The sequence below is a fragment of the Photobacterium sagamiensis genome (assembly GCF_050337085.1).
Taxonomy (GTDB): domain Bacteria; phylum Pseudomonadota; class Gammaproteobacteria; order Enterobacterales; family Vibrionaceae; genus Photobacterium; species Photobacterium sagamiensis.
Map to the genome: position 1 here is coordinate 1 of NZ_JAKJSP010000048.1, position 25,552 is coordinate 25,552.

The window sequence follows — 25,552 nt, forward strand, 5'->3', positions numbered from 1 at the left end:
CCATGGGATCGATCAGAAAACCCTAGAACACTGGCTGATGCAACATTACATGATATTGGTCTATCTTCCGGTATACAGTCCGGAATTGAATCTGATCGAAATCCTTTGGAAACAGGCCAAGTATTACAGACGCCGCTTTATTACTTGGAGTAAAGAAACACTGGAAGCAGAAATCGCTGCCTTGTTAGATGGCTATGGCAACTTATTTGAAATAAGTTTTTCTTAGTTACTTACTTAAGGACTGTTTTCTTCTTTCTCCTGAAAGCGACGACCGTCTGGCTTCAGCAATTAAAACCGCAGAAAAATATAACTTCCTTCCTCTGGTAAGGTTATTTCGGCACACAAAACAGTTTATGGAACAAGAAATGCTGCTCACCTTGAATCATGGAGATAATGAATGACGACTCTGATACACAGTGAAGATCAATTAGGCCTTGAAGGCTTAGGGGAGCAAGGTGATGCCTTTGGACCGGTACGTATTGCTTTAATTGATAGTGCAGGTTATTGCTATTGCGAACTTCCGCTTGATTTACATATGCTGCTCATTGCGCCAGGGAATACAGGGAAATCCGCAGCACTTCAGGCGCTAAAACTCTTTCTGCTTCCTGAGGACTCTTTAAAAAAAGCCGAAAAAAAGTTTCGATTTGCACATAAATCTGGCTATTACTCTGGTGAGCAAAGCCATTCGTTCTACTTTCCTGCCGCCAACTCCATGTTGATTTTAGAAGTAGAGAATGCCTTTGGTTATCACTGCCAAATATTGTTTGTTGGACGCGGCGCTCTCCGTTATGAACGCTTGTTTGTTCCCGCCCGATTAGATGCCATTTCACCTTTTATCTGGAATAAGTCTGTAGGTGATTGTGGTTGCCCAGAAGCACAATTTTCACCAACATTGATGCGAGAACAACTAAAGAAAACGTATCCGGGAACAGTACACGCTCAGAATCGCGATCAGGTGAGCCAGCTTCTCTACCCTGAACGCGCTTTAGATCCTGAAACGGGACGCTTCGCTCTGTTGCCTCTCAAAAAAGTAGACCATTCTACCCTCAACGCTTTGCGCACCATGACCCATATGATGTTTGAAGATACGACCGATGGAAAGCAACTGGCAAAATCAATTGCAGCGTTAATTGAGGCATCAAAGCGTGATGAAACCGATAACCTTGAACTCGATCTTGAAGCTATCGAAGAAGAGCACCGCCGCCTAGAATCAGATACTGCTTATATTGCTAATGTCGAAGGGTTAGAAGATAAATATAATCTCCTACTTCAGCAATACAACAATTTAAATCGCCTGCATGATATAAATATTCGCTGGAACAGCTTGTTTTTTTCAGCACGAAAACTAGCGCAAACGCTGAATGAAAATAGCAAACCACTTGCAGAGAAGGTCTTTCACAGCAATGAAGCATTTGAACAAGCGAAACAAAGCCTCAAGCAAATAAGTACCCAAGCTAAAGAGCTGGAAATAACCATAGGTAACAACGGAGATCAGGTAAATAACGGCAAAGGCATTAAAGGTGACATTCAATTATTCAAATCACGCATTGATCAGGTAAATGTCATTTGCGCACGGCAGCCCGGCACTCAAATAAACGAAGTCATTCTGAGCCTTGAAGAATACCGGCAAGAGAGAGAGAAGCGCCTTTCCGTTCTTCAAAACAATGTAGATAATGCACATCGAAGACAGGAACTACAAAAAAATAAAGAAAACCTGGAAAACAAGCTTTTTGCGGATAATGAGAAGATTGAGCACATCAACCGCCTTCTTGGCAGCCACCTGACACCTCATGCACAAGACGTTATCGCGACATTAATCCCCGATATGATGATAGAAGTATTGTCTGACGAGGAGTTACGCCAAGCGATACCGAAAATTGAACATTTTGGCGAATTATTTAACGTTGATGATGAACAAATTTCCTTTCACCAACAATATTGGAAAAAACACCCCTTCAGCACAAAAAAACAACTGCAAAAAAACATTGCTTCTCTTGAAAGAAAACTACAAGACTGTAACAACCAAATCGTTGATATACAGCAGTATCAGTCTGAGCCAGCAAATGTACTGAATAAACTGAAGCGTGAAGTTACGGAAGCGAGAAATGACTTAGGGTTATTAAATGGCATTCAGCAAACCCGCCAAGATCTCCACGATAAAAAAGAACACCTGATTGAAGCGGAAAAGCAATTTACTCAAGCAAAACAAAAAATAATTGAGTGTCAAAGTCAGGTGACAAAAACTGACGCAGCACACAAAAAACATCAAGATGCTCAAACACTCTTATTGAAGCAATCTGATGAGATAAATGCCATTGTGACATCATTGGCTCAACTTCAAAAATACCATGAAGGTCGACTATATGAAGAACATGCCCTAGCGACGGTATGTTCGCCAACGAAAGAGCTTGTTGAAACATTGGAAAACGATATTGAACAGGCGAGGAAACTGAGAGAAAACGTACTAAATGGATTACGGGTATTCTTTGAACAGCAAATTATCCACGATCCACATCGTATTGCCATGAGCCAATCGCCAAGCGGACAACATGTTAAAGAAGGCATGGAATCGCTAAAACTGGTTTATCGCGAGCTTCCGGAAAAGAAAACGGCGTTAAAGCACGCCTATACCGAACATAATCACCTGCTCAATACAAAAACACAAACGCTGATTGATAATGTGACATTAATTGAACATTTCCAACGAAACCTCAATCAAGATCTCAACGAAACAAATATCAATAATTTATCTGGCCTAAAATTTTCCATCAGCCTCGATAACCGGTTCAAAAAACTGGTATCAGAAATACAGGCGGTCGACTTTTATGCTGAACAATCACTGGGTGAGAGTTTCTACCGCAGTTTGGTTAACTTCTGCCAAGAATTTTTCGCCCGAGGAGAAAGTCAGACATTAACACTAGAAGACATCATTCTGAATGTTGATATCAGCTATAAAATTATTGGTTCAGAACGTTGGCTCGATAAGCCACAGAGCAATAGTACAACCAGCCTAACGACGCTGGCGATAGTTCAATATTTGATGCAAAGGCTCTTCAAGCCCGGCGTTAAGTACCATATCCCCTATGTTATGGATGAGCTGCCAACTATCGATCCGCCCCAAATTCCTCCGGTTTTAAAAGAAGCTGAAACAAGAGGCTTTACTCTCTTTTGCGCTTCAACCCGGGCCGTCGGTGTTGATGTTATTGCTGCGGTTGGAAACCACTGCAATATTGGAGACATACAAGCTGACAAATTCTTTAGTCAGGAACGGCGCATCGTTTATTGGGGCGCATTGGAGTCATTAGGCCCTTTAGATGATCCAGAAATGCAATTAACTGAAGATGCGAAATTCGATGAACACATCTCTCACGCAGAGGTCATCGATGAAACACTTTGACACCCTAACAACGACAAAGATCCTTTTTGATCATGTACAGCTAATGGATCGCATTATCACGTTGATGGATAGCCGTGGCCATAACAATATCTTAATTCATAGCTACGAACTGATGTTGGCCGATTATATTCGCCGCTATGTTAATCAAGATGAATCAGAAAAAAGAAGAGTGAATATTGCCTTCAGTGTAAAGAACTTACAACAGGCAAACCTTCTTGCTGACTTGCACTTAGGTGAAGGCGTCATGGTTTTTCAACCCTCTTTAATCACCTTATTACGGCTATGTAACAGTGAGCTGGTAAAAGAGCTCAGTGATATTGAGTTTAAAGCTATGTTAAGCCGCTTAAAGGAGCTTCGGGACGCGTTAGATAACTTATCATTTAGCGATCAAAATGATGATTTTCGAGAGACCAGACAGTTCATCTTTGAGCATATCGTCGAAATACGCAGTAAACTACGTTCAAATGAACTAAAAATGAAACAGCTATCACAGCGATTAAGCCAGATTGCAAAAGAAACCACCCAGTCAGAACAAAACTTCATCGAAAATAAGCTGACAATGTTTCGCGAAGCAAGCCAGCTATCGCTCCGTTCCATTACACCCGCTCTTCAATTTCTTGACCCTCATTACGCGGTAGAAAAAGGTAACCTTCATCAAGTCATCGATAGCATTAGAGAAAAATTCGAAAGCCACCAACGCTATGAAGATGCCAATGATCTTTTACTACTGGGGCTAAATCTACTTCAAAGTTACCAACCTATCGAACAATGTAATCGTGAAGTTCAGGCTTTTCTCAGAAAGAACCACCGAACGGTCAGAGAATACAATGCGATGGAAGCGGCATACAGCGCCCTAAAAGCAGAGTATTCACAGACATTAACGAAACGACTCAATCGATTCTATATTCAAGATTCATCGTCATGGGTTAAGAATAATGATTTCGTGCTTGGGCTTAAAAATAATTCAAAAAATCAGCCTAAGCGACTAAATATATTTTCAACAGAAAGCTACCTTGATGGTTTTTGGCGTCAGCTACAACTGCGTATTGATGATGCAAAATTGATGTCATTTACTATCGGGCAAGCCGATTCTGCAACAATTAATCGAACACAAACCAATCGTCTCAGGCGTGACAGCCTTATTTTAGAAATAGCAGATAAAATGCGATTAGTTGATACGCCTGATCTTCATGCCCATATTCACCCCCGCCTGAGTATCATGCTATCGAGCCATCACTTAACCTACCAGCTCACGGATCTACTATTAGTTATCAATCGTTTCAAAACGACACGTAATAACATTGTTACAACATTAAAGCGCAGAAAAATTGCTGATGGACAACAAGCATACCGTTACCAAGTAATACGTTTTGAATCTCAGGGAGAAAACAGTAATGACAAATGAACATCAACGTTTCAGTAGTTTTGACCTTGTAAGCGCAAAAGATAGCCGAAATGTATACAAAGCCTTTCAAGCCGGCAAGGTCATCACCAAATTTCTGTTTAATAATGGCACAGGCTCTTATACAGAATCGCATCTATACCAGTCATTATTTAACCACTTAGATCACTACACAACTTTATATAGCCACATAGGATCTGAGTTGGTTTTTGAACCTGAAGGTGATTTTTTTTATATCCGTGGTCTAAATTTAGATGAAGATGAATCCGATGCAACGGCTTTGAAAATACAAGCAACATTGATTCTTCTCGGTAACATCTTTACCCGCCGTGGATTTAATCTTGAGCATCTATCCTCTATCCAATACGGTATTGATGACAACGACCTCATTTATTTAAAAGCGCAAAGTGGATCTCTTGATATTCTAAAAGCATGTAAGCTAGAAGGTTGGGAGGATGCATTGAGTTTTCTGGTAAAAAGAAACATTGCTTTTTATAACCACCATAACAATCTGATTTTAACGTCAGCTGGTCAATACTTCCTCAATAAACTTGTCGATAGTTACAGCTCTCGCCCTGAGAATGAAAGGCCTGTGGGATGAGATTAACTCACAGACTATCACTGGCTTGTTACTATAGCACTAGAGGTACTAACGCTTAAATAATCGGCCATTTATGATTTTCAATCGCCATTTCATCCGTTTTCATTGATGTCGCCATGATTTGCGCCATAATACTGGATATACATCCAGTCAATTAGTGAGGTGCAGATGAAAACCATAGCTACAGTAATGCCTCATGCTAGTCGTTTCTTTACACTTCACAGTGAACGGCAATAAGTGGCTAATTTCAGCACCCATCTGAACTATGCCGCTATCGCCAGTGGTCTTGCTGCGACGGCATTGCTGTCAGCAGGCCATATCCAACCGATCACCGCCTTATGGCTCGCTTTCGTAGGCGCGATTGGCGGGCTACTACCCGATATTGACTCTGACAATTCAACGTCGATGAATACATTATTCGGGCTGTTGGCGGGGATCTGCAGCTTTGTGATGGTGTGCCATATTTACCCCCATGTCACTATGCTTGAATTGATCCTGTATGCGGTTTCGCTCTATGCTTTTATCCGCTACGGTGCCAAATCACTATTTGAAAAAATCACTATACATCGCGGATGCTGTCATTCGTTGGCGTTTATTGTATTACTGGGGATGTGTATTGTTTGCTTATCCCGTTTGATGGGATATAGCGATACCACCAGCTGGCTATCTGGTCTCTTTGTAACCGCAGGTGGCGTATTGCATCTTCTTTTGGATGAAGTGTGTAGCGTCGATCTGGCAAACAGGAAGATCAAGTCATCATTTGGCACTGCGCTGAAAATTATTTCACTGCGAAACCCGGTGATCAGTTTGGCTCAAATCGCGGCTATTATCGCACTGTACGTATCGGCCCCACCCTATGATTCAACACTGAGTTTACTCGCAGATTGGCAACACTTTCAGTTCCGTCCCGCATGGCTAAATTTAAAAACCGTCTCGTATTGCCTGCGTGACTTTATTACCTCGACGGCTGATATTTTTCAGGGCTTTTCAAATACCGCATAGTGCCGCCCACACTTTATACATGAATCACCACCGCCTCGGCGGTGGTTTAAAGGATTATAAAACCAATTGGTATAACTACAGTATTTTGGATAAGAACTGCTGTAATCGAGAATGTTTTGCGCTATCGAAAATATTTTCTGGCGTATCACTTACCAGCAATTCCCCCTCTTCCATAAACAGCACTCTGTCGGCGACCTCCCGGGCAAATCCCATTTCGTGGGTAACCACCACCATAGTCATGCCATCTGCTGCGAGAGCTTTCATTACATCCAGTACTTCGCCGACCATTTCTGGGTCAAGCGCTGATGTTGGCTCATCAAACAGCATAATATCAGGCTTCATTGCCAATGCACGCGCAATGGCAACGCGCTGCTGCTGTCCACCAGAAAGGTGAGAGGGATATACATCCATTTTTTCAGCTAAACCAACTCGATATAGCAGGCTTTCTGCTTGCTCTTCAACCTCTTTCGCTGTCCGTTTGGTCACGGTTAATGGTGCCAGCATTACGTTGCCCTTCACTGTCTTGTGAGGGAACAGATTAAATGACTGGAACACCATACCCACATTTTCACGCAGGGCGTTAATGTCTGTTCCACGGGCATACATATCCATACCATCAATCATGATATTGCCAGAGTTGATATCTTCCAGCTGATTAAGCGTGCGCAGAAAAGTAGACTTACCCGAGCCCGATGGGCCGATAATCACGACCACTTCCCCCCGCTTGATGGTCGCACTGACCTTTTTCAACGCATGACAGTTATTCGGATATATTTTGTCGACTTGGGTCGCGACTATCATCTCATCGCCGTTGTAATCTCTAGTCACTGGACGCTAACCTTTTTTCAATGCGTTGAATAAACCAAGATAACGAAGTGGTTAAAAGCAAATATAACCCCGCTACCACGAACCAGATTTCGAACGTGGCAAAACTCCCGCTGATCACTTCACGACCGGCTTTAGTGAGATCTGTAATTGAAATGACAGAGACTAAAGAGGAATCTTTAATTAATGTGATCAACTGTCCGGCCATCGGCGGCAGCGTGCGTTTAAATGCCTGAGGCAATATCACATAAACCATTGCCTTGGGGTAACTCATGCCGAGAGAACGGGCCGCTTCCATCTGGCCTGGTGGAATGGATTGGATACCAGAACGAATAATCTCTGCGATATACGCTCCGGTGAAAATCGACAATGCAACGACACCGGCGGTAAACCGTTCCAAATCCATTATCGTACCTATGAAAAAGTAGACGATGAATATCTGTACCAGTAAAGGCGTGCCGCGGATAATTTCAACATAAAGAAATGAGAAGTTCTTGGTAACCGGATTATCCGATATCCGCATGAGTCCCGCGACTAAACCGAGAATGACAGCGAAGAATAAAGAAATAACCGATATTTTCAGTGTCACCCAAAGCCCGAACACTAATGGGCCGATTGACCAATGTTCTGAGCGCGCAATAATATCTCCCTCAAATACAATGTCGCCGTCTTCAACTAAACGTTCATCATAGATCTTCACCTGTTGAGGGATATCGTCGAAATCAAGATCAACGGCCAGTGAGCCATTGTCATTAACAACAACAGTTCCATCACCGCCAGCTCTGATTTCCAGAGGAGAGGTATCTAGCAAATAAGGTGTTACCCTTTCCCATTGCCAGTTGTAATTTATTTGTTTGGAGGATTGATACACACCAAGAAAGGAGAACCCGAGAATAACAAAAAAAATGCCGTGCCACAGCCAACGATTCGACGTCCTAAACATAACTTCTTCCATTAGGAGTTGGGAGATTAAAACAAGTCGGCCAGACGCTGCCGCCTGGCCGATGATGGTTATTGCACTTGCTTCAACCAACGGTCGTTTTTAAACCACTTAGCGTAGACGCGATCATACGTACCATCGCCTTTAATCTGACGAAGGAAGTTATTTAAAAAATTCAGCATATCGTTATCGCCCTGTACGACAGCCCAACCTAATGGTTCGAACGTAAATGGCTGCTCCAGATGCACAACTTTGCCTGCGTTTTGCGATGCATAAATAGCATTAAACGGCATGTCGTAAATAAACGCATCGGCCTTACCGTTTGCCACTTCAAGTACCGCATCAGACTGGGTTTCAAATACATTTAGCTTGGCTTTACTGATCATACGTTTAATTGCTTGCTCACCCGTCGTACCCAGCTTAGTCGCAATGGTGTATTTACTATCATTCAAATCTTTATAACTGGTGATTTTCCCTTCAAGCTCAGGATTAAGCAAAATACTCTGACCAACGACAATATACGGATCAGCGAAATTGACTCGCATATTACGCTTAGCATTGATTGTCATGCCGGCATTAATCATATGGCATTTACCCGTAAGCAGGGTTGGTATAATTCCGTCCCAGGCCGTATTAATCGGCACATATTTCACATCCATCTGACGTGCCATTAACTTACCGATATCGATATCAAACCCAATAAAAGAGCCATTTTTACTTTTCATTTCAAACGGCATATAACCAGCATCAAAACAAACCCGCAACTCACCTGATTTCGCAATATCATCGAGGATAGGACCGGCAGACGTTGTAGCTGACGTAGTAAGAAGTGCTAAAGCAGCGACAAAACCACCAAATAATTTGCGCATAGACATCCCTGTATAGTTAGCGCTGCATAAATATTTAATTTAAACAGCAAATTAGTTACAAATTCACCAGCATCAATACGACACCGTTGTTTTTATAACAAATTAACCACCACAAATTCAAACACTCACGAAACAAATAACAGTAAGGATATTAACAACAAGCACCTTTTGGCGATATGATTGATGGTAATACATGGCTATTAGAGTCATTACCACCCCATCAGTAACACCAGACCCGTGAATACTTTGAAAATGAGATAATATTCAGAATTTTAGAAAACTTATTCTTAGAATGGTTTTGTACTAATAATATTAAAAATTAAATGATATCCGTCACGTTATATGACTCATACGATTCGGCAATATGCGGCTGAATTCCGGCATCTCGAAACTGCAATGAGGATTTATTGATACTGTTCTGAAAGTCATGATGATGCGCATGTCGCATTTCGACACCAGCCCGGCTTAGTCACAGAGCAACCTCTCGGTATTTAGGGGCTTTCCTCAATCAAATATCAGAAATCATATAAGGGCGCCTTATCACGGCGCCCTTGGCGGAATTCAAAAAGTGGAATGAGTGATGGCCGGATCAGGGTTTAACTGGATAATTTTTTGATAAAAACATCAGCACTTTTGCCCAATACTCAGGATAGGCACCAATATCATGGCCTTTATCGGCAGCATATACATGCTCAAATGGGTAAGCATAACGGTGATCACGTAATCGCTGCATCACAGTTTCTGACATATCGTAAGAGGGCCAGACAGGATCCAGCTTGCCTGAAAGCAACAATACTGCCGCATTCATCTGCTCAACCGGGATTGCCGACATGGCCGCAATAGCTGGATCAGCCAGCGACGCCCGGAATGAGTTAACTAAAGTATCTTTAGGCACAAAAGGCGCGAAAGGGATCGGCTCACTGCCATGGGTCCAGGAACTGACTCCTTTCATACCAATCCCTTCAAACACATTGGACGCAGGCACAATTCCCACCACAGCTCTAATTTCCGGATATTTACTGGCCAGCAACAGGGACATCTCTCCACCTTTTGAGATTCCCATCACCGCAATATCCTGACTGTTCACGGCAGGCTGCTCTGTCAACCAATGATGGCCCTGCTCAAACACTTCTAAAGGAATATTTTCCAGGGTAGCCGGTAACCCTTCAAGCCCAAAATAGGCCATAGATAGTGCAGCATAGCCCTGCTGAACCAGATCTCGGCGATTTTGTTTGAAATCACCGTCGCCACTCCAGGTTTTACCGCCACGAGAGCCGCCCAGCAGGATCAAAGGCTGCTTGTTGGCTCTGTGTTTATTATAGAAATAGTCCGCCACGATCTCACCGTTATCCACGACACGACCGGTAAATCCGACATGTTCGCCAGTGGCTTCAGGCACCAGGGTCAGCGTGCCCGTCTCAGGAATTGCTGTTACCTGTGCGACTCCATTTTCAACCCGCACAATATCGGTATGAGCATCTTTTTGAATTCCAGGAGTAGGCTGATCTGGCCGCTGTCTACTTTCCACAAATTGCCAACCCGCAGGGACCGGAATGGCCACACTGACAATGTAATTGAAGTTAGCATTTGCAATCGTGTCTGTGATCGACACTTCAACTTGCTGTTCGGTCGAAGAGAGGACCTTGATATTGAGATCGCTGACATAGGACCATACATCTCCCTCTTGTTGCGTCGGTGGTTGGCCTTCATTCCACCATTTAGCCTGCCAAATTTTGCCATCAGACAGCATCATGTCGCCGCCGGTATATACCTTAGTCTGGCTCCACGACGATACCGTTTTTTCATGCTGCTCCATCCAGGCACTTTGCTCACCATCTATGGGTTTTTGCCCCTGTGACCACCATTTAGCCTGCCAAAGCTTGCCATCATAAAGGGCTTCATCCCCTTTATTGTAGATTCGAACATCATGCCAATGACTTATCGCCATCGCTTGCCCTGATACCGCCAAGGCCAGTAGTGATGCTAAAAAACGTTTTTTCGAAAATATATGAGGCACATGCATAGTAATTCCCTTTAAAGTCCTTTCCCTATATTCAATTAATTTATCATCAATTAATTGAATATTTAGTGACCAGGGAACAATATAACGATGAATGCAGCAGAAAATACAGCTAATATTCAATGTTTTGATAGAACGGATTTGTACAGAGTGGAGTGGGGTTCATCGCCTCAGTTGGATGTGTACTGAGGCGCAAGAAAAAAGCGCGAAGCATTAGGTACTTATGGCTTGAAGCTGCGGGAATTTTTGATATTTCAGAGGAATAACAATCGGTAAACATTTACTGCTGAAACAGCGACGGAAATGCTCCCACTGCCGGGGTAATTTCAACGTACAGCTTCATGTTATGTTTAACCCGTTTGATGTACTGCTGGGTTTCTTTGTAAGGGGGGATGCCACGGTACTTTCTTACCGTGCCCTCACCTGCGTTATAGGCCGCAAGTGCCATATCGATATTGCCCTGATACATTTTGAGCAACCGGGCCATCATTGCAGTTCCTACTTTGATATTCTGCTCAGGTAAGAACGGATTGATCTGCCAATGGCGGGAATTACTATCCATCAACTGCATCAACCCTTTAGCCCCCTTGTGACTCACTGCGTTCGGGTTAAAATTTGATTCCGCCTTGATGATCCCCAGGATCAGAGCTGCCGGTACGTTGTACTGTCTGGTGTAACGCGAAACCAAATCATAAAACCGTGGTTTTTTTTTCGTTTGCACGTCAGCAAACAGGCCTGCCCCCCAGCCCGAGGGAACATCAGCGACCAATGAATGTGAAGACTTCGGCTGATCGCTGGCAATAAGATTCAACACAATGTCGTTCTCTGGTATCGCCTTCGATGCGTTAGAAAATAGCAAGAGGAGTAGGAGTAGGCATGCGTGCTTCCTCATTGTTTGTTTTACCTATATGCCGGGGAGCTGTTATGTACCACATAAATCGCCGCAGAGTTTATAGCATTCTCCCTGGCAGGGATAGATCATAGATGGTGGGTCATAAAAATTTATGGCTGTTCTTTCGCAAACGCAGATATAACTCTTCCATCGATTCTATATACGAATTATCGCGATCCCAGAATGAAGGATAATCACCGCCTTTTTTGATAATAAGTGCCGGGATGATGGTCTCACTGACAGGTTCGATCTCAGACGGTATCGGTTCTTTTCCATGCCAAAAGCTTCTGACATCAACCAACTCTGGCACATCGGCCTTTTTAGGGCGAGTAAAATAGCTACTATGAGATGGCGGCACGCGCTCCTTGGTCTGAAGTGATTGCAGCAATACTTTTCCCAACGATGAGCGCGCCAGCTCTTGGTGTAACTTTTCACGCGACAGACCGCGTAGTTCGAACAGTAAAAACGGATCGTTATCTAACTGCTCACCCAACCGATAACAGACCCCGGCGATATGCTTACAAGGCACGGAATAGTCAGGGCAAGAACACGACACTTTAAAGTCTTTATAGCTGACTGGTAGCAAATTCAGTTTCGCAGCCTTAAATAACAGTTCAATGTCATCTGGCATCTCGTTCATCATCAGCTTGCAAATAGAGGCGGCGTTATCACCAATTGACGCCAGCACTTTATCCCACTCCTTTTGTGAAATAGGAGTTAGCGCTACGTTCGTTGTGTAAGTGGGCGCTACGTCGACACCAAAATAAGGATTCGCGTTACCCAAGATCTTAGCGGTTACTTTGCTGCCGCTGATGTCCCATTGTTTGACACGCTTATCTGTCCGATACGCCCGGCCTCGAGACAAGCGGCCACTGTCGGTAAAGCCTTCCAATGCATCGATAAATTTCTGGCCCCACCAGGTTTTACTTTTTGTGCTCATTGCCCTACTCCATTATCGACTGTTTGTTTAGCGCAATAAGCGATTTAAAGGCTTCATTGTCCAGTTTGGCTAACCAGCTTTCATCGTTGCCGACAATGCTGTCTGCTATCTGTTTTTTATCTTCAATCATCTCATCGATACGCTCTTCAAGCGTGCCCATGGTGATGAACTTATGGACAAAGACATTCTTTTTCTGACCAATACGGAAGGCTCGGTCGGTTGCCTGATCTTCAACCGCAGGGTTCCACCAGCGATCAAAGTGGAAAACGTGATTAGCCCTGGTTAAGGTGATACCGACACCACCCGCTTTGAGTGACAGAACAAATACCGACGGCTCAGTTGTCGGATCCTGGAATTCACTGATCATGGTTTCACGTTTTTTCCGTGAAACACCACCATGCAGGTAATAACAGTTAACGCGTTTTTCCCGCTCAAGATAGCGGATCAGCTGTTCGCCAATCTCAGTGAATTGGGTAAAGATAAGCACACTGTCACCTTCCGATTGTGCCTCTTCAATCATCTCGCCAATGCGTTCCAGTTTATGGGAACGCTCGGGCGAAAATTCACTGCCATCTTGTAAGAACTGCATCGGATGATTACAGATTTGTTTGAGCTTCATAAGCGTAGACAGCATTAAGCCCTGGCGTGCAATGCCTTCTTTTTCTTCAAGCTGTTTCGCCACATCATTCACGACCACTTCATAGAGCGCTGCCTGCTCTTTGCTGAGGTTGCAGTACTGCTTGTTTTCAACTTTATCAGGCAGATCTTTGATGATGTTCTTGTCGGTTTTCATGCGGCGTAAGATAAACGGCTCGATCAATTTTTTCAGCAATACTGATTGGGTCGCATTGTTAGCCTGCTGAATGGGTAATTCATAGGCTTTACGAAACTGTGCTTGGGTGCCGAGATAACCGGGATTTAAAAAGTTAAATATCGACCAGAGATCCATCAGTCGGTTTTCAACCGGGGTACCGGTTAAAGCCAGACGAGAGTTCGCGTTCAGCTTAAAGATCGCCTTAGTTTGTGCTGATTTCGGATTCTTAATATTTTGCGCTTCATCCAGTACGATACGGTGCCAGTCAACCATCTCTAGCAACTTAATATCTTTGCGCACCAGACTATAGGAGGTGATAACCATATCTTGCTCGAAGCAAAAATCTTCGAATTCATCGGCATCTTTTATCCGCTTGGTGCCATGGTGAATAGCTGTTTTCAGGTGCGGAGCAAATTTTTCGACCTCTTTTTGCCAGTTACCCATTACCGATGTCGGTGCAATCAGCAGCGTTGGCCCTGATTTTTCGTTTTCAGCGAGAACAAGATTCGCGATCACCTGGATCGTTTTACCCAAGCCCATGTCATCCGCTAAACAGCCGTTAAGCCCCAGTTGCTCAAGGTAACGCAACCATGACACGCCGCGCTTCTGATAATCACGCAGTTCGGCATTGAGTCGTTCCGGGTTGTCTATCGGTTCCAGTTCCGCATCATTAACCAGTTTATCCAGCATGGCAGCAAGGCTATCGCTTGGATCGAGCTCGAAGATCTCATCTTCTTCCGCCAGCTTTTTCAGCAATTCAGGCATCGATACCTGTGAGCTGTCATTGCCGTGTTGTTGCCAGAATTCCAGCATGTATTGCATTTTCTCTGGCTCTAATTCCATCCATTGACCACGAAACTGAATCAACGGGGTTTGCGCAGCCAATAGTTGATCCCACTCATTCGGTGTCAGCGGCTGATCGCCAATCGCGAGCTCATAACGGTAATCAACCAGATTATCTAACGACAACAGGCCTTTGCTACTTGTTGTAGAAGATGACGCACTTTTTCCCGTACCTGTTCGGAGTCGGATTTTGGCTCGCTGACGACCTTTCGGCGTCCACCAGGCCGGCACCATGACTTTAAAGCCGGCATCTTCCAATACCCACGCGCTCTCTTTTAAAAACTCAAACGCTTCATCCAATGTCAGTTGCACGCCCTCTGGTTGGCGCGTCGCCATGCCCTGCCATAACTTCGGGTAAATACGCGCAGCAGCACCCAAACTTAATAGCAACTGATGTTCAAAATCGTCTCCCATCACAGCTTCAAGATCGCTTTTTTCTTTCGCTGACAAGGCCCAATAAGCGGATAAATCCTGCTTGAAAGAGGGGGGCTGACGGGACACTGCGATAAAATGGATTGACCAATTGTCCGACTCTTCCGTCTCGGCTTCATGGAGCCGAAAACAGAGCTGAATACTGTTATTTTTAGTTAACTCACTCACTTCTTGCTGCCAGGCATGCCACTTTTCAAACTCAGCCTGCAAAACGTTTCCGGAACCCATTAAATGATTTGGCGAAAAGAAATCTTCCAGCAAAGTATTGGCAAACTTTTTCTGCGTGCTTTGCGGCGTTTTGGCGTTTGCTCTATCTAGAGTCTCGTTGATTGTTTCCTCGGAAAAGTGCCGCAGCAGGCTCTGTGGCTCGAACCCTTGCGAACAAACAAGGGGCATCTGTTTGATCGCGTGTTCTAATAAAGCTTCATAGCCAGCCGAAACAATCTGCCAATTCCGATAAATCTTGTTGTTAGCCCCCTCAACAGCCTTACTCTGCAAGAGGGCCGGAATGTATTGATCTTTATAGATCACTTGCTTGATTGACTGGCTAAAGTAGTACCAAAATAGAAAATCGCTGCCAAGACGCACGTCAGTAGTCTGATAACAACTAAGGAAATGGATTTGATTTATTGCCTGCAAGGGCAGATCCAGTGGTAAGCACTCAACCTGCCAAGTCTTTAGAGAAATTTCTTGAGGCGCGTCATTGCCAACCAGACCACTTCTCAGTTCTGGCGATGCTAATGGTGTCTCGTTGCTCTGATCACTGGAGCCTGACGGCAGCAGAATACCTTTATGACTAAACGGATAAATAAACGGATGAATAGACGAATGAGATAACGATGATTTCGGGCCCTGAGTAAATTTCAACTCAGTCTGCAGAAATTCATTTAACGCTATACCTTGTAAGTGGCGTGGATGAATATCACCGCCACTCTGACATGTCGCATGTTCCGTCTCAACCCAGATACAGAATTGACCCGTTTGAATGAAATCTTCCCCTGAAGAGGGGTTCCAAAAACCATGTATTATCTTCATTTTCTTATATTTATGATCAATCGCTTAGTCTTGTCCTCATTATGCATCACTTACGGTATTGGTGACTACCACAGTTACGCTTATACCCAAGTGACCTCAAGATGCAGGATTCAGAGTGAGCTCAGCGAGTTCAATTCAAGGGAAATGAGTACAGGAATGGTCATTCATTTCAAGCTCATTTGACGCAGAAGTGGGCTCGCTGACTCACTCCCAAAGGGCGAGTTTTATTGGCTCCTATGCTGCGTTGCTGATTTGTGACGTAGAACAACTATGTCTTCAAATCAGCGCCTTGCCTAGAAGCCAATAAATTCTCGCTGAAACGAGCATCTTGAGGTTACTTGGGTATATACAGTTCACTCACCGCCTCGCCCTAGCCCTCGCAACAACAATCAATCGGTTCACCAGCACGCTTTTCTTGGTCACTTGTGCTGATTTTAATTCACGAAGAACGCGCGCTATTTCTGAATCGAGATACTTTGCCGTTTTGGTTTTTACCAGCGCACGAATAACTTTTTCAGCATTTTTCGGGATCGGTTGTTCCAGCGCCCATACATAACTGTAAGAGTCACTTTCACTTAGTGGTTGTAAGGCTTTACTCAATTCAGCCATCGCCGCTTCTTGTAGGGGTTCATGTTTTACAGGCTCAGGCTCTAAAACGTCATCCAACCGACCCAGGCGCTTATAGTATTCATAAACAATGGGGGATTTATGATGTGGCAATTTGCCCGTTTGGTATAACTGAGGGCCCAGTTCGCAGGCGATGTCGACTTTGGCTTCCGGTACAAAAGAGCTCGCGTTTTTCATTTGCTGTGCTTTATTGCCGGAACTGTTTTTTGCACCGCTACTGGGCACACTGTAGTAGATTTTTGCGATGTTCTTGGCGCGGGTAAGCCCAACATAAGCCAGCCTGCGTTCTTCTTCCGTATCAGCAGAAATACTGACTGCCGACTTATTCACGTAAGGGAAAGCATCTTTATCCCAATAAGGCAGATAAACCTGATTATATTCACAACCTTTCGCACGGAAGATCGTTGTAAGCTGAATGCCTTGAGGGTTTTTGTTCATTGAGGCTGATTGTTGCGAATAATACTCAAAATACTGTAAGGCTTTTTCACAGTTTTGATCCATCGATTCCAGCACCGTCTCAATACTGTTTAATCGCTCAATCGCTTCCTCAATTTCTGAGGCTGTCGCTTCTGTTTTCCAGATCCAGTTGTCAAGCTGGCTTTCTCTTCGATACTGGCGATAGACATCTAAGGCTTTGAACGCCCCTTTTCGCGCTAATCGCACGATGAGATCAAGCCTGTCGGTCAAGTTATCAAATTTACTGTCACGGCCCGCAGTCTCGTGGTTCTTAATATACACAGCCCACTTTCCTGTTGGTATTACGGCCAGCTCGTCACAGATCGGACGCAGTTGCTTATTCGGTACATAACAGTGCGGAAAACATAACAGGTTAAACAGCAGCGTTGATTTCTGCTGATGACTCAATTCATCATAACGACCGGTTGCAACAGACATCAGATCGATCAGTAACTTCACTTCACGGCTATTGGCCAACACAGAGGGAACCGGCATCTGATAAGCAATCTGCTTGCTTAAAAATGCCAGTTCAAACAGTAAGGTCTGAGACCAGCGCCTGACCAGAATCGCAACATCGGAGGCATCACCACCACTAGTAATATATGCCTGAATAGATTGCACGATTTCCCCGACCTGACGCGCACTTCCCGTCACTTCAACTTGAGTATCGGCAACATTGTCGTGCGAGACGGTCAAAAAATCATGAAATCGTTGTTTGTTATTAGCAATAAGATGGCTTGCCGACAGCGCAAGGCTATGACCAAATCGAAATGTTCTCGACAGTGAGTAAGTACTCGCTGGCGAAAAATCGGTTTCGAAGTTGAGCATGAATTGCGGTGCACTTCCACGCCACTTATAAATACACTGATCGACGTCACCAACGGCAATCAGCTGAGCTTGCGGCCCTAGCAGCTGCTTTAATAATTGATACTGCGCCGTATTAATATCCTGGAATTCATCAACCACAATCAATTGGAATTGTTGATGATAGTAGTTCCGTATTGCCTCTGAGTTTTTGAGCACATTGACTGATTCGACAAGCCAATCATCAAAGAACAGTAATTTGTGTTCTTTCCGTAACGTCTCAAACTGCCAGTACGCATTAATAATAAACCGGTATTCACGGTTGATATCAGATAATTCGAACACTTCCTTCGGCGGCATCATATGCGCTTTGACTAAGCCAATAAAACTCATGAGAAGTTCGATTGACTTAGGATCTTTGATCATCTGCTGGCGTTGATACGCTTTCTCGTGCCCAGCCATCGTTCGAAGCACGGATTTGGCCAATCCTTTATCCCGATCACCCTCCTGAAAATCGAGCTGGTAACCCGTTTCTCTTAAGTATCCGGTCTGATTCAGCAGCTTTAGACAAAAACTGTGAAAGGTATGGACCGGGACGGCATCGGTGATCCCGGATGTTTGCAGCTTGTGTTGAAAATCGGTGCGAATATCCCGGTTAAACATCAGAACCAGCATCGAACTTGCCGGTATGCTAGCCAGTTTATGCTTGATAAGCCCCACCAGCGTGGTCGTTTTCCCCGTTCCGGCTCCCGCTACACATAAAGCATTTCCGGCTTGATGATGAATAAATGCTTTTTGCTCAGGGGTAAAACTTGCCATGGGTGCAACCAGATCTCAAAATCTCTCGAATAAAGAGGATTCTGCCATAGTTAAGCGCAATATTCCCAACTATGACAGCATCAGCAACTCATCGTTCCTATGAAAATGGCAAGCTGGAATCAAAGATTTAATCGAATTCGGTTAAACAGGCCAATGCAGGCGCGGCCATTGCTGCTGATCTTCATCAATATAGACCGTTATCTTGATCCTCGACGCGTAAGGAAGTTCAATGCGGCTTAAATGGGTATCGTCCTTCGGTAGCTTGAGCAGTTGCTGAATAAGTTGTCTCATTACACCAGCATGAGTAACCACTAACAGATGTTTCCCGGCGTGATCACGGAGTAGTTGCTGAAATGCATTTCGAATTCGGCTATCAAACGCAACCAGATCCTCACCATTGGGAGGCGTATGCGACCAGGGATCAGCCCAATACAGACTTAAGCGTTCTTTCTCTTGCTGCCATAACTGCGCGTAGGGAATACCATCCCAGTCACCAAAATCAATTTCTTGCCACTGATCGATAACTTTTACCGGCTTCTCTGCCTGTTGCCCGAATCGTTTGGCAAACGCTGCGCAACGAACAAGCGGTGAGGTAATAATGCAATCGATACCCGAAGTACTCTCTGGCTGGCGATCCAAAGCGTGCTGCATCTGCTCCCACCCTGCCGGGCTAAGAGAGACATCTGTTCTTCCTCGCATGCAGTCACTATCTGTTGGCTGGCCATGCCGTAATAACTCTATTGTTGTGGTCGTCATAACTACGCCTATTATATCTAATTACGGTTAAAATCAGGTTATACAAATGAGATTACGGCAGGCTCACCATTGCTCGTGATCCCCGCCCCTTGATGCCACGAAGGCGTTCCGGATATGATATTACGCAGTGCCCGTAACCATTCGCCATGACTGACCACCAGCACGTTACGTCCTTTATATTTTTCACCAACCTCATCAAGCCAGCTCATGATGCGCTGTTCAAGCTGTAACTCCGATTCAACCCCCGGAACATCCGCCATCGGGGTACGATAACGCTGATGATAGGCTTGCCAATGCGCCCCGCCAGCCTCGTGATCAATAATATTTTTTCCCTCTAAAATACCGAAACACCGTTCACGTAACCGCCAATCAGTCACTATATGACTGCCGGTAATATTAGCTGCAATACGTGCAGTTGCCTGTGCCCGCCCCAAATCGCTACTGTAGATAACCGCGTTTTGAAGCTTGGCACCCGGCAACGCTGCAAGCCGGCGCTTGGCTTGAGGGGTTAATTGACTATCGCGCCAGCCTTGAAGTTTCCGGGCCATATTCCATTGCGTCTGGCCATGACGTAACAAAATCAGCTTCATTGCTCTGCCACTTTGCCTAGAAATATATCGGCAACCAATTTTGGATTTGACGGGAAGTACCAATGGATATAAGAGGCAATCAGGTTGTTTTTCATCCATACCGGATCGGTTTTACGGCCACGCTGAGACACAGGTTGAGTTAAGACCTGCTCATTCGATTCGGTGGTTGAATAATGGAAAGTATGTCCACGTAATGTGTAGCTGTTATTGCGAGTGTTGTTATCGTGACTAAAAGTCGCTTCGACCATACCAAGTGCAGCCAGTTTCGGCTGCATGGCTGAATCGGCATCTAACACGCCGCTTAGTATGGTTGCTGTGCCATCTAACGTCGTCAGTGAGCGGTTGAGATAAAGCATCCCTCCACATTCCGCCAGACACGGTTTCCCTTGCTCAACATGCTGTTTAATCTGCGCAATTAGCGTCTGATTTTCCGCCAGCGCACCGGTCGATAATTCAGGATAACCACCGGGCAGATACAGCGCATCGCAATCAGGCAAACCATCACCCGAGACCGGTGAGAAGAATTGCACGTCTGCTCCCATCGCTTGTAGAAGCTCAATATTTGCCCGATAGATAAAGCTAAATGCGCGATCACGGGCTATGGCGATGGTTTTACCCGCTAAATGGGGCAAGACCGTATCAGCACTAACATCATCAAAAGCCATCGGTGCCGGTAACGTGACTTTACCAAATTCACCAATCAGTTCTGCCGCCCGATCTAATCGTTGCTCAAGATCTTCCAGCTCATCGGCCTGAACCAGCCCTAAATGACGTTCCGGTAAGGTGATCTCACTCTCTTTCGGTAACCATCCACAAAACGCTAGATTTTCCGGCAGGCTTTCTTGCAGCATTTTGGCGTGATGGACTGAGCCTACACGATTGGCGACCACACCAAACATCTCGATATCATCTCGATAATTGGCAAGACCATAGGCCAGTGCCCCGAACGTCTGTGCCATGGCTCCCGCGTCAATCACAGCCAAAACCGGAATGCCGAGCCGGGCCGCGATATCAGCACTTGAGCAGTGGCCATCGAACATGCCCATTACGCCTTCAATGAGGATCAGATCGGCTTCTTTCGCTGCCTCTGCAATTAACGCTTTGCAGTGTTTCTCGCCGCACATCCAAAAATCGAGCTGATAAACCGGTTGTTGCGAAGCAAACTCTAAAAAACGCGGATCGATAAAATCCGGCCCGGTTTTAAATACCCGGACCTTCTTTCCTTGTAAATGAAAGTGACGAGCCAGGGCCGCAACTACGGTGGTTTTTCCGCTGCCCGATGAAGGTGCGGTAACAACTAATGCCGGGCAATGTACGGTTGAGTTACTCATTGTTATTTCCACCTATAGCTCGAACTCTGGCCATAATTTTTTCAAATCCAATGACGTTTCAATGGCATCGGCAACGCGATCGATGCCTTCTTCACGTAATGTCGCAAAATCAACACCTTGCGCATTATGTAAACCGACCCATTGCAAAATGGCCTGACAAGCCTTTTCCGATTCAAAAATACCGTGAACATAGCTGCCGAAGACCTGATTATCCATATCCAGGGCGCCATCAGGACCGCCGTCTAACTGCACCGGTGCATCACTCGCGACTCCCTCGGTCACACCAGCATGAATTTCATAACCCGTAATATCTACCGGTTGCTGTTCAGGCAATTGCAACGTCCCTTTTACCTGACGCAAGTGCTTATGGGCTTTAAGCTCGGTATCAATGGCTAAATAACCCAGCCCTTCACTGACACCCGGCTCGCCTTCGATACCGGCAGGATCAGCCACCGTACGCCCGAGCATTTGATAACCGCCACAAATTCCCATGACCTTGCCCCCGAGACGCAAATGACGGGCAATTTGTTGCTGCCAGCCTTGCTCACGTAAAAAGGCCAAATCGCTACGAACGCTTTTCGAGCCCGGTATAATAATCAGATCGGCAGGTGGCAATGGCTGGCCTTTGTGCACAAATACTAAGTCAACGTTCGGATGCATACGCAAAGGATCGAAATCGGTATGGTTGCTGATCCTAGGCAGAACGGGAACCACCACTTTTAACAGTTCACCATCACCTTTATGCTGATTGATATTGATCGCATCCTCAGCTTCTAACATCAGGCCATGCAGATAAGGCAACACGCCTAATACCGGCTTTCCTGTCTTCTCTTCCAGCCAGGTTAAACCCGACTCTAGTAAACTGATATCGCCGCGGAAACGGTTAATAACGAAACCTGCCACGCGCGCTTGTTCAGATTCTGAAAGCAGCGCCAGGGTGCCATATAAGTGGGCGAATACCCCACCCCGATCGATATCTGCCACAATGATCACCGGGACATCCGCACGCTCAGCAAAGCCCATGTTGGCGATATCATGTTCGCGCAAGTTAATTTCAGCTGGGCTGCCGGCCCCTTCGATAATGATCGTTTGATACTGCTGCTGTAACCGGGCAAAAGAGTCCATGACATCGCCCATCACAACGGGCTTATAGTTGTGATAGGCCACGGCATCCATGTCTTGCCGTGCTTTTCCATGAACGATAACCTGAGCGCCGATGTCTGTGTTGGGCTTGAGTAATATCGGATTCATATCGGTTGTTGGTTCAATGCCACACGCAAATGCTTGTACGGCTTGTGCACGTCCGATTTCGCCGCCATCGATAGTGACAGCGCTATTAAGAGCCATATTTTGCGGCTTAAAAGGGGCAACGACAATACCACGTCTTGCCAGCACACGGCATAAACCCGCGACGAGAACTGTTTTTCCGGCATCGGACGTTGTTCCCTGAACCATCAAAGCTTGAGTTGTTAATTGCATAAATAGAATTCCAAAAAAGTGGTGATTAACTACATCCGTGGCGATTTATACCAATCAGTATTATTCCAGCCACGGCTTTACCGCCGCATCTAAGCTGTCCATGATTTGCTGTTGTGATAACCCGCTTTGCTCAGCCAGTACCAAACATCCCCCCAACCCGCAGCCCTCAACGACATACCCTTGCTCGTATAAATGCAGGGCGCGGTAAGATGAGCGACCAAAATCAGTCGTTGATGGTGTTACCGTATAAGCCGAAGGTAATTTCGACAGCACGGCCTGCGCATCATTGCCCTCGAGCACCCAACGCGTCATCGAGATCTTTAACCTGTGCTTGATGGCATCGGAGCCAATCGCCAGCAAAGGCGCTACAAACATCATTCCGCCCGCGAGTTTCAATTCCAGCGCAGTGTTGTCGCTGCAAGGTGTCATCAATAAGGCAGAAAGCGCGCGCTGGATGGGATCAGATGCTTGGTTATGTTGCAGAAACTGGTGGACATCACATGGCAAATGGGCAAATTCTTGTCCCAGCCGCGCGAGGAGTTGCTCTTTAATTGCCAGCTTATCGGGGTCTTTTGTACTCCCGGCCAGGGTTATTGATTGGTCCAGCCAACGTCTTAACCACAAAGTCGCAAACGTCGTACCTCCCACGCCGCATTCCGCAATGACATGTCCTTCTCCGGCTTTCGCCTGACGTGCTAATTCAGGAAGGAGTTGCTGGTGGATCAAGCTTGCTTCTTCGCCAATATCACAGCGGTGGCAGACAATCTCATCCATCATGCTGCCGCTAAAATCAGGCAACTGCTCAAGCCCCAGCTGATAACAATGGAGACGGATTTTTGTGCCTTGCTTCTGCAATGCTCGCAACACGCCATGTACCAAAATAGCCGGAGTTACAGATTGCGAACCTATCACCGGCGACGCTGACAACTGTCCGCCTAATGTGGTATTTGCACGCCCGCATGCAATCAGTTCGGTATCTCTGGTTGGCGTTAGCTGCATCAGGTTTTCACCCACGCCGGCATCACTGATCTGATGCAATTCGGGAAGAGGTGCGGCCGCATTAAAAATAATGAAGTTAATCCAATTCATTGGTAGCGCCTTTCAGTACCTGCGGCAAGCCTGCAATCACAAAGACCACCCGATCAGCCTGCTTGGCAATTGCCTGATGTAGCCATCCGGCCTCATCAACAAAGCGACGCGACATTTCCCCCATCGGGACAATACCCTGCCCGACTTCGTTTGAAACTAAGATGACTTGGCCCTGAGCCTGATCTAATGCTTCTAACAATTGTGCTTTGGCATCAGACCACATGAGATCGTGCTCGCCAAACAAACAGTTGGTTAGCCATAACGTCAGGCAATCAACCAGCAAGCAGCTGTCGGGAGTACTGTGACAACGTATCGCTTCAGCCAGTGCCAGCGGCTCTTCAATAACCTGCCAATGTGCCGGTCGTTGTTGCTGATGATGGATGACACGTTGTGCCATTTCGTCGTCATGCACTGTGGCGGTCGCAATATATTTCACCGTCAGCCCAGAATCCTGTGCCCGGCGTTCGGCATAGCTACTTTTGCCAGAACGTGCACCACCGAGAATAAGTTCAACTTGAGCCATTCTCTTCTTCATCTCATATTCCTTCCGACCGAGTGATTATTGTTGGGTGATTTTCGATAACGTTAATTCAAGTTTTTTCCATTCTAACTCATTGCTTGGCAAGCCAAAACGCAGTGCATCTTGCTCATCACACAATCGAGTTAAGATAGCGTGCTGACATAGTTGATGGTGAATCATGGGAGCATCCGGCAATGCGACAGTCTGAAACAACTCGGTGCCACTGATCTTGCCTGTGAAATAATGCGTTAACAATGTGCGTAATCGTGAAGAGCTATCAGCCAAACGCTGGCACATATGTTGTTGCCAAATACTATCAAGTAGCGCCTCGCGGGTGATCCAACGGCTCGGGCCGGGGATCGTCCACGGACCCATTTTTTGTGCAATTGAGTCAAGCAATCCCTGTTGTCCGAAAAGAAACCCGACCCGGGCGCCGGCAAGACCAAAAAACTTGCCGATCGAACGCAGGACAATCACATTGTCATCGAGAGGACGAGTCAACAGAGATTGTTCTGGAGTACAATCGATAAATGCTTCATCGACAATCAACATGCCTTGCCGCTGTTGCAACTGTTGTTGCCACAACCGAAGTTGCTCCAGTGGCAGTCTGACACCAGTTGGGTTGTTCGGATTGATACATACAACAATGTCTGCTCGTGCTAATAGCGAAGTACTCGGAATATCTTCGTAATATTCAATCTGCCACCGTGCCCCGTCTACGCCGCAATAGCTTTGCCAGGCATGCTGATGTTCCTTGTAACCCACCCGCGGTAAGGCAACCACACCGAGTCGCCCCCGCTGCTGCGCGACAACCTCAGGCAATGCCATAATTGCAGCTTGTGAGCCCGCAACTGCCAGCAGTGATCCACAGCCATAATATTCAGCGGCGGCCTGCTCCAGTCCGTCATTGAGTTCGGGTAACCGATTCCATGCATCGAAAGGTACCGGCGGACAAGGATACGTAAACGGGCTGACCCCGGTAGAGAGATCGAGCCACTCTGCAACTGGCATCTGATATTGCTGTGCAAATTTTATTAAGTTGCCACCATGTTCTAACATCATTGCCCCG

19 protein-coding genes and 1 pseudogene are annotated in these 25,552 nt (G+C 45.7%); 5 read left to right on the forward strand and 15 right to left on the reverse strand.

The features are described 5' to 3' along the window. The 5 genes and pseudogenes from L4D76_RS20975 to L4D76_RS20995 all read left to right on the forward strand — a co-directional run. Positions 1-124, forward strand: a pseudogene (locus L4D76_RS20975) (transposase); the annotation flags it as partial. A 273-nt stretch (positions 125-397) separates the two neighbouring features. Next, complete coding sequence (locus tag L4D76_RS20980) at positions 398-3,397, forward strand: hypothetical protein (protein WP_428442823.1); 3,000 nt, start codon at positions 398-400, stop codon at positions 3,395-3,397. After that, positions 3,384-4,802, forward strand: coding sequence for a hypothetical protein (locus tag L4D76_RS20985; protein WP_428442824.1), 1,419 nt, complete (start codon positions 3,384-3,386; stop codon positions 4,800-4,802). The genes L4D76_RS20980 and L4D76_RS20985 overlap by 14 nt, the downstream gene beginning before the upstream one ends. Beyond that, a complete protein-coding gene (locus tag L4D76_RS20990) occupies positions 4,792-5,400 on the forward strand; it encodes a condensin complex protein MksE (protein WP_428442825.1) in 609 nt (202 codons plus the stop codon). The genes L4D76_RS20985 and L4D76_RS20990 overlap by 11 nt, the downstream gene beginning before the upstream one ends. 237 nt (positions 5,401-5,637) lie before the next feature. Next, the gene (locus L4D76_RS20995; protein ID WP_428442826.1) at positions 5,638-6,402 is read left to right on the forward strand and encodes a metal-dependent hydrolase; all 765 of its coding nucleotides are present in this window, start codon (positions 5,638-5,640) and stop codon (positions 6,400-6,402) included. 75 nt (positions 6,403-6,477) lie between these two features. On the opposite strand, the gene L4D76_RS21000 is transcribed toward L4D76_RS20995, so the two are convergent. From L4D76_RS21000 to cobD, 15 genes are all read right to left on the reverse strand, one after another. After that, complete coding sequence (locus L4D76_RS21000) at positions 6,478-7,203, reverse strand: amino acid ABC transporter ATP-binding protein (RefSeq protein ID WP_428442865.1); 726 nt, start codon at positions 7,201-7,203, stop codon at positions 6,478-6,480. A gap of 19 nt (positions 7,204-7,222) precedes the next feature. Next, positions 7,223-8,170, reverse strand: coding sequence for an amino acid ABC transporter permease (locus L4D76_RS21005; RefSeq protein ID WP_428442827.1), 948 nt, complete (start codon positions 8,168-8,170; stop codon positions 7,223-7,225). Between the two features lie 68 nt (positions 8,171-8,238). Then, positions 8,239-9,036, reverse strand: coding sequence for a transporter substrate-binding domain-containing protein (locus L4D76_RS21010; RefSeq protein WP_428442828.1), 798 nt, complete (start codon positions 9,034-9,036; stop codon positions 8,239-8,241). A gap of 589 nt (positions 9,037-9,625) precedes the next feature. Then, the gene (locus tag L4D76_RS21015; protein ID WP_428442829.1) at positions 9,626-11,059 is read right to left on the reverse strand and encodes an acyl-CoA thioester hydrolase/BAAT C-terminal domain-containing protein; all 1,434 of its coding nucleotides are present in this window, start codon (positions 11,057-11,059) and stop codon (positions 9,626-9,628) included. Positions 11,060-11,336: 277 nt separating this feature from the next. After that, entirely contained in the window at positions 11,337-11,870 is a 534-nt protein-coding gene (locus tag L4D76_RS21020) for a lytic transglycosylase domain-containing protein (RefSeq protein WP_428442830.1), read from the reverse strand. A gap of 178 nt (positions 11,871-12,048) precedes the next feature. Next, positions 12,049-12,888, reverse strand: a complete 840-nt coding sequence (locus L4D76_RS21025; protein WP_428442831.1) for an SWIM zinc finger family protein — start codon at positions 12,886-12,888, stop codon at positions 12,049-12,051. Positions 12,889-12,892: 4 nt separating this feature from the next. Then, positions 12,893-16,012, reverse strand: coding sequence for a DEAD/DEAH box helicase (locus tag L4D76_RS21030; protein ID WP_428442832.1), 3,120 nt, complete (start codon positions 16,010-16,012; stop codon positions 12,893-12,895). Between the two features lie 357 nt (positions 16,013-16,369). Then, positions 16,370-18,718 carry an ATP-dependent helicase gene (locus tag L4D76_RS21035; protein ID WP_428442833.1) on the reverse strand — a complete coding sequence of 783 codons (2,349 nt, stop codon included), beginning with the start codon at positions 18,716-18,718 and terminating at the stop codon, positions 16,370-16,372. 141 nt (positions 18,719-18,859) lie between these two features. After that, complete coding sequence (locus tag L4D76_RS21040) at positions 18,860-19,474, reverse strand: histidine phosphatase family protein (protein WP_428442834.1); 615 nt, start codon at positions 19,472-19,474, stop codon at positions 18,860-18,862. A 38-nt stretch (positions 19,475-19,512) separates the two neighbouring features. Further along, positions 19,513-20,064, reverse strand: a complete 552-nt coding sequence (locus tag L4D76_RS21045) for a histidine phosphatase family protein (protein WP_428442835.1) — start codon at positions 20,062-20,064, stop codon at positions 19,513-19,515. Further along, positions 20,061-21,395: a cobyrinic acid a,c-diamide synthase CobB gene (locus tag L4D76_RS21050; protein ID WP_428442836.1), complete on the reverse strand. Its 1,335-nt coding sequence runs from the start codon at positions 21,393-21,395 to the stop codon at positions 20,061-20,063. Before L4D76_RS21050 ends, L4D76_RS21045 begins: the two co-directional genes overlap by 4 nt. Before the next feature lie 12 nt (positions 21,396-21,407). After that, a complete protein-coding gene (locus tag L4D76_RS21055; RefSeq protein ID WP_428442837.1) occupies positions 21,408-22,874 on the reverse strand; it encodes a cobyric acid synthase in 1,467 nt (488 codons plus the stop codon). A 60-nt stretch (positions 22,875-22,934) separates the two neighbouring features. Beyond that, a complete protein-coding gene (locus L4D76_RS21060) occupies positions 22,935-23,963 on the reverse strand; it encodes a nicotinate-nucleotide--dimethylbenzimidazole phosphoribosyltransferase family protein (protein ID WP_428442838.1) in 1,029 nt (342 codons plus the stop codon). After that, entirely contained in the window at positions 23,950-24,498 is a 549-nt protein-coding gene (cobU, locus tag L4D76_RS21065) for a bifunctional adenosylcobinamide kinase/adenosylcobinamide-phosphate guanylyltransferase (protein ID WP_428442839.1), read from the reverse strand. The genes L4D76_RS21060 and cobU overlap by 14 nt, the downstream gene beginning before the upstream one ends. A 24-nt stretch (positions 24,499-24,522) precedes the next feature. Continuing rightward, positions 24,523-25,545, reverse strand: coding sequence for a threonine-phosphate decarboxylase CobD (gene cobD, locus L4D76_RS21070; protein ID WP_428442840.1), 1,023 nt, complete (start codon positions 25,543-25,545; stop codon positions 24,523-24,525). Positions 25,546-25,552: the final 7 nt, after the last annotated feature.

What these genes read in the sequence shown, in the direction of transcription:
- L4D76_RS20980 (WP_428442823.1), top strand. Translation starts at nt 398, where the DNA reads ATGACGACTCTGATACACAGTGAAGATCAATTAGGCCTTGAAGGCTTA.
- L4D76_RS20985 (WP_428442824.1), top strand. Translation starts at nt 3,384, where the DNA reads ATGAAACACTTTGACACCCTAACAACGACAAAGATCCTTTTTGATCAT.
- L4D76_RS20990 (WP_428442825.1), top strand. Translation starts at nt 4,792, where the DNA reads ATGACAAATGAACATCAACGTTTCAGTAGTTTTGACCTTGTAAGCGCA.
- L4D76_RS21000 (WP_428442865.1), bottom strand. Translation starts at nt 7,203, where the DNA reads ATGATAGTCGCGACCCAAGTCGACAAAATATATCCGAATAACTGTCAT.
- L4D76_RS21005 (WP_428442827.1), bottom strand. Translation starts at nt 8,170, where the DNA reads ATGTTTAGGACGTCGAATCGTTGGCTGTGGCACGGCATTTTTTTTGTT.
- L4D76_RS21010 (WP_428442828.1), bottom strand. Translation starts at nt 9,036, where the DNA reads ATGCGCAAATTATTTGGTGGTTTTGTCGCTGCTTTAGCACTTCTTACT.
- L4D76_RS21015 (WP_428442829.1), bottom strand. Translation starts at nt 11,059, where the DNA reads ATGCATGTGCCTCATATATTTTCGAAAAAACGTTTTTTAGCATCACTA.
- L4D76_RS21025 (WP_428442831.1), bottom strand. Translation starts at nt 12,888, where the DNA reads ATGAGCACAAAAAGTAAAACCTGGTGGGGCCAGAAATTTATCGATGCA.
- L4D76_RS21030 (WP_428442832.1), bottom strand. Translation starts at nt 16,012, where the DNA reads ATGAAGATAATACATGGTTTTTGGAACCCCTCTTCAGGGGAAGATTTC.
- L4D76_RS21035 (WP_428442833.1), bottom strand. Translation starts at nt 18,718, where the DNA reads ATGGCAAGTTTTACCCCTGAGCAAAAAGCATTTATTCATCATCAAGCC.
- L4D76_RS21040 (WP_428442834.1), bottom strand. Translation starts at nt 19,474, where the DNA reads ATGACGACCACAACAATAGAGTTATTACGGCATGGCCAGCCAACAGAT.
- L4D76_RS21045 (WP_428442835.1), bottom strand. Translation starts at nt 20,064, where the DNA reads ATGAAGCTGATTTTGTTACGTCATGGCCAGACGCAATGGAATATGGCC.
- L4D76_RS21050 (WP_428442836.1), bottom strand. Translation starts at nt 21,395, where the DNA reads ATGAGTAACTCAACCGTACATTGCCCGGCATTAGTTGTTACCGCACCT.
- L4D76_RS21055 (WP_428442837.1), bottom strand. Translation starts at nt 22,874, where the DNA reads ATGCAATTAACAACTCAAGCTTTGATGGTTCAGGGAACAACGTCCGAT.
- L4D76_RS21060 (WP_428442838.1), bottom strand. Translation starts at nt 23,963, where the DNA reads ATGAATTGGATTAACTTCATTATTTTTAATGCGGCCGCACCTCTTCCC.
- cobU (WP_428442839.1), bottom strand. Translation starts at nt 24,498, where the DNA reads ATGAAGAAGAGAATGGCTCAAGTTGAACTTATTCTCGGTGGTGCACGT.
- cobD (WP_428442840.1), bottom strand. Translation starts at nt 25,545, where the DNA reads ATGATGTTAGAACATGGTGGCAACTTAATAAAATTTGCACAGCAATAT.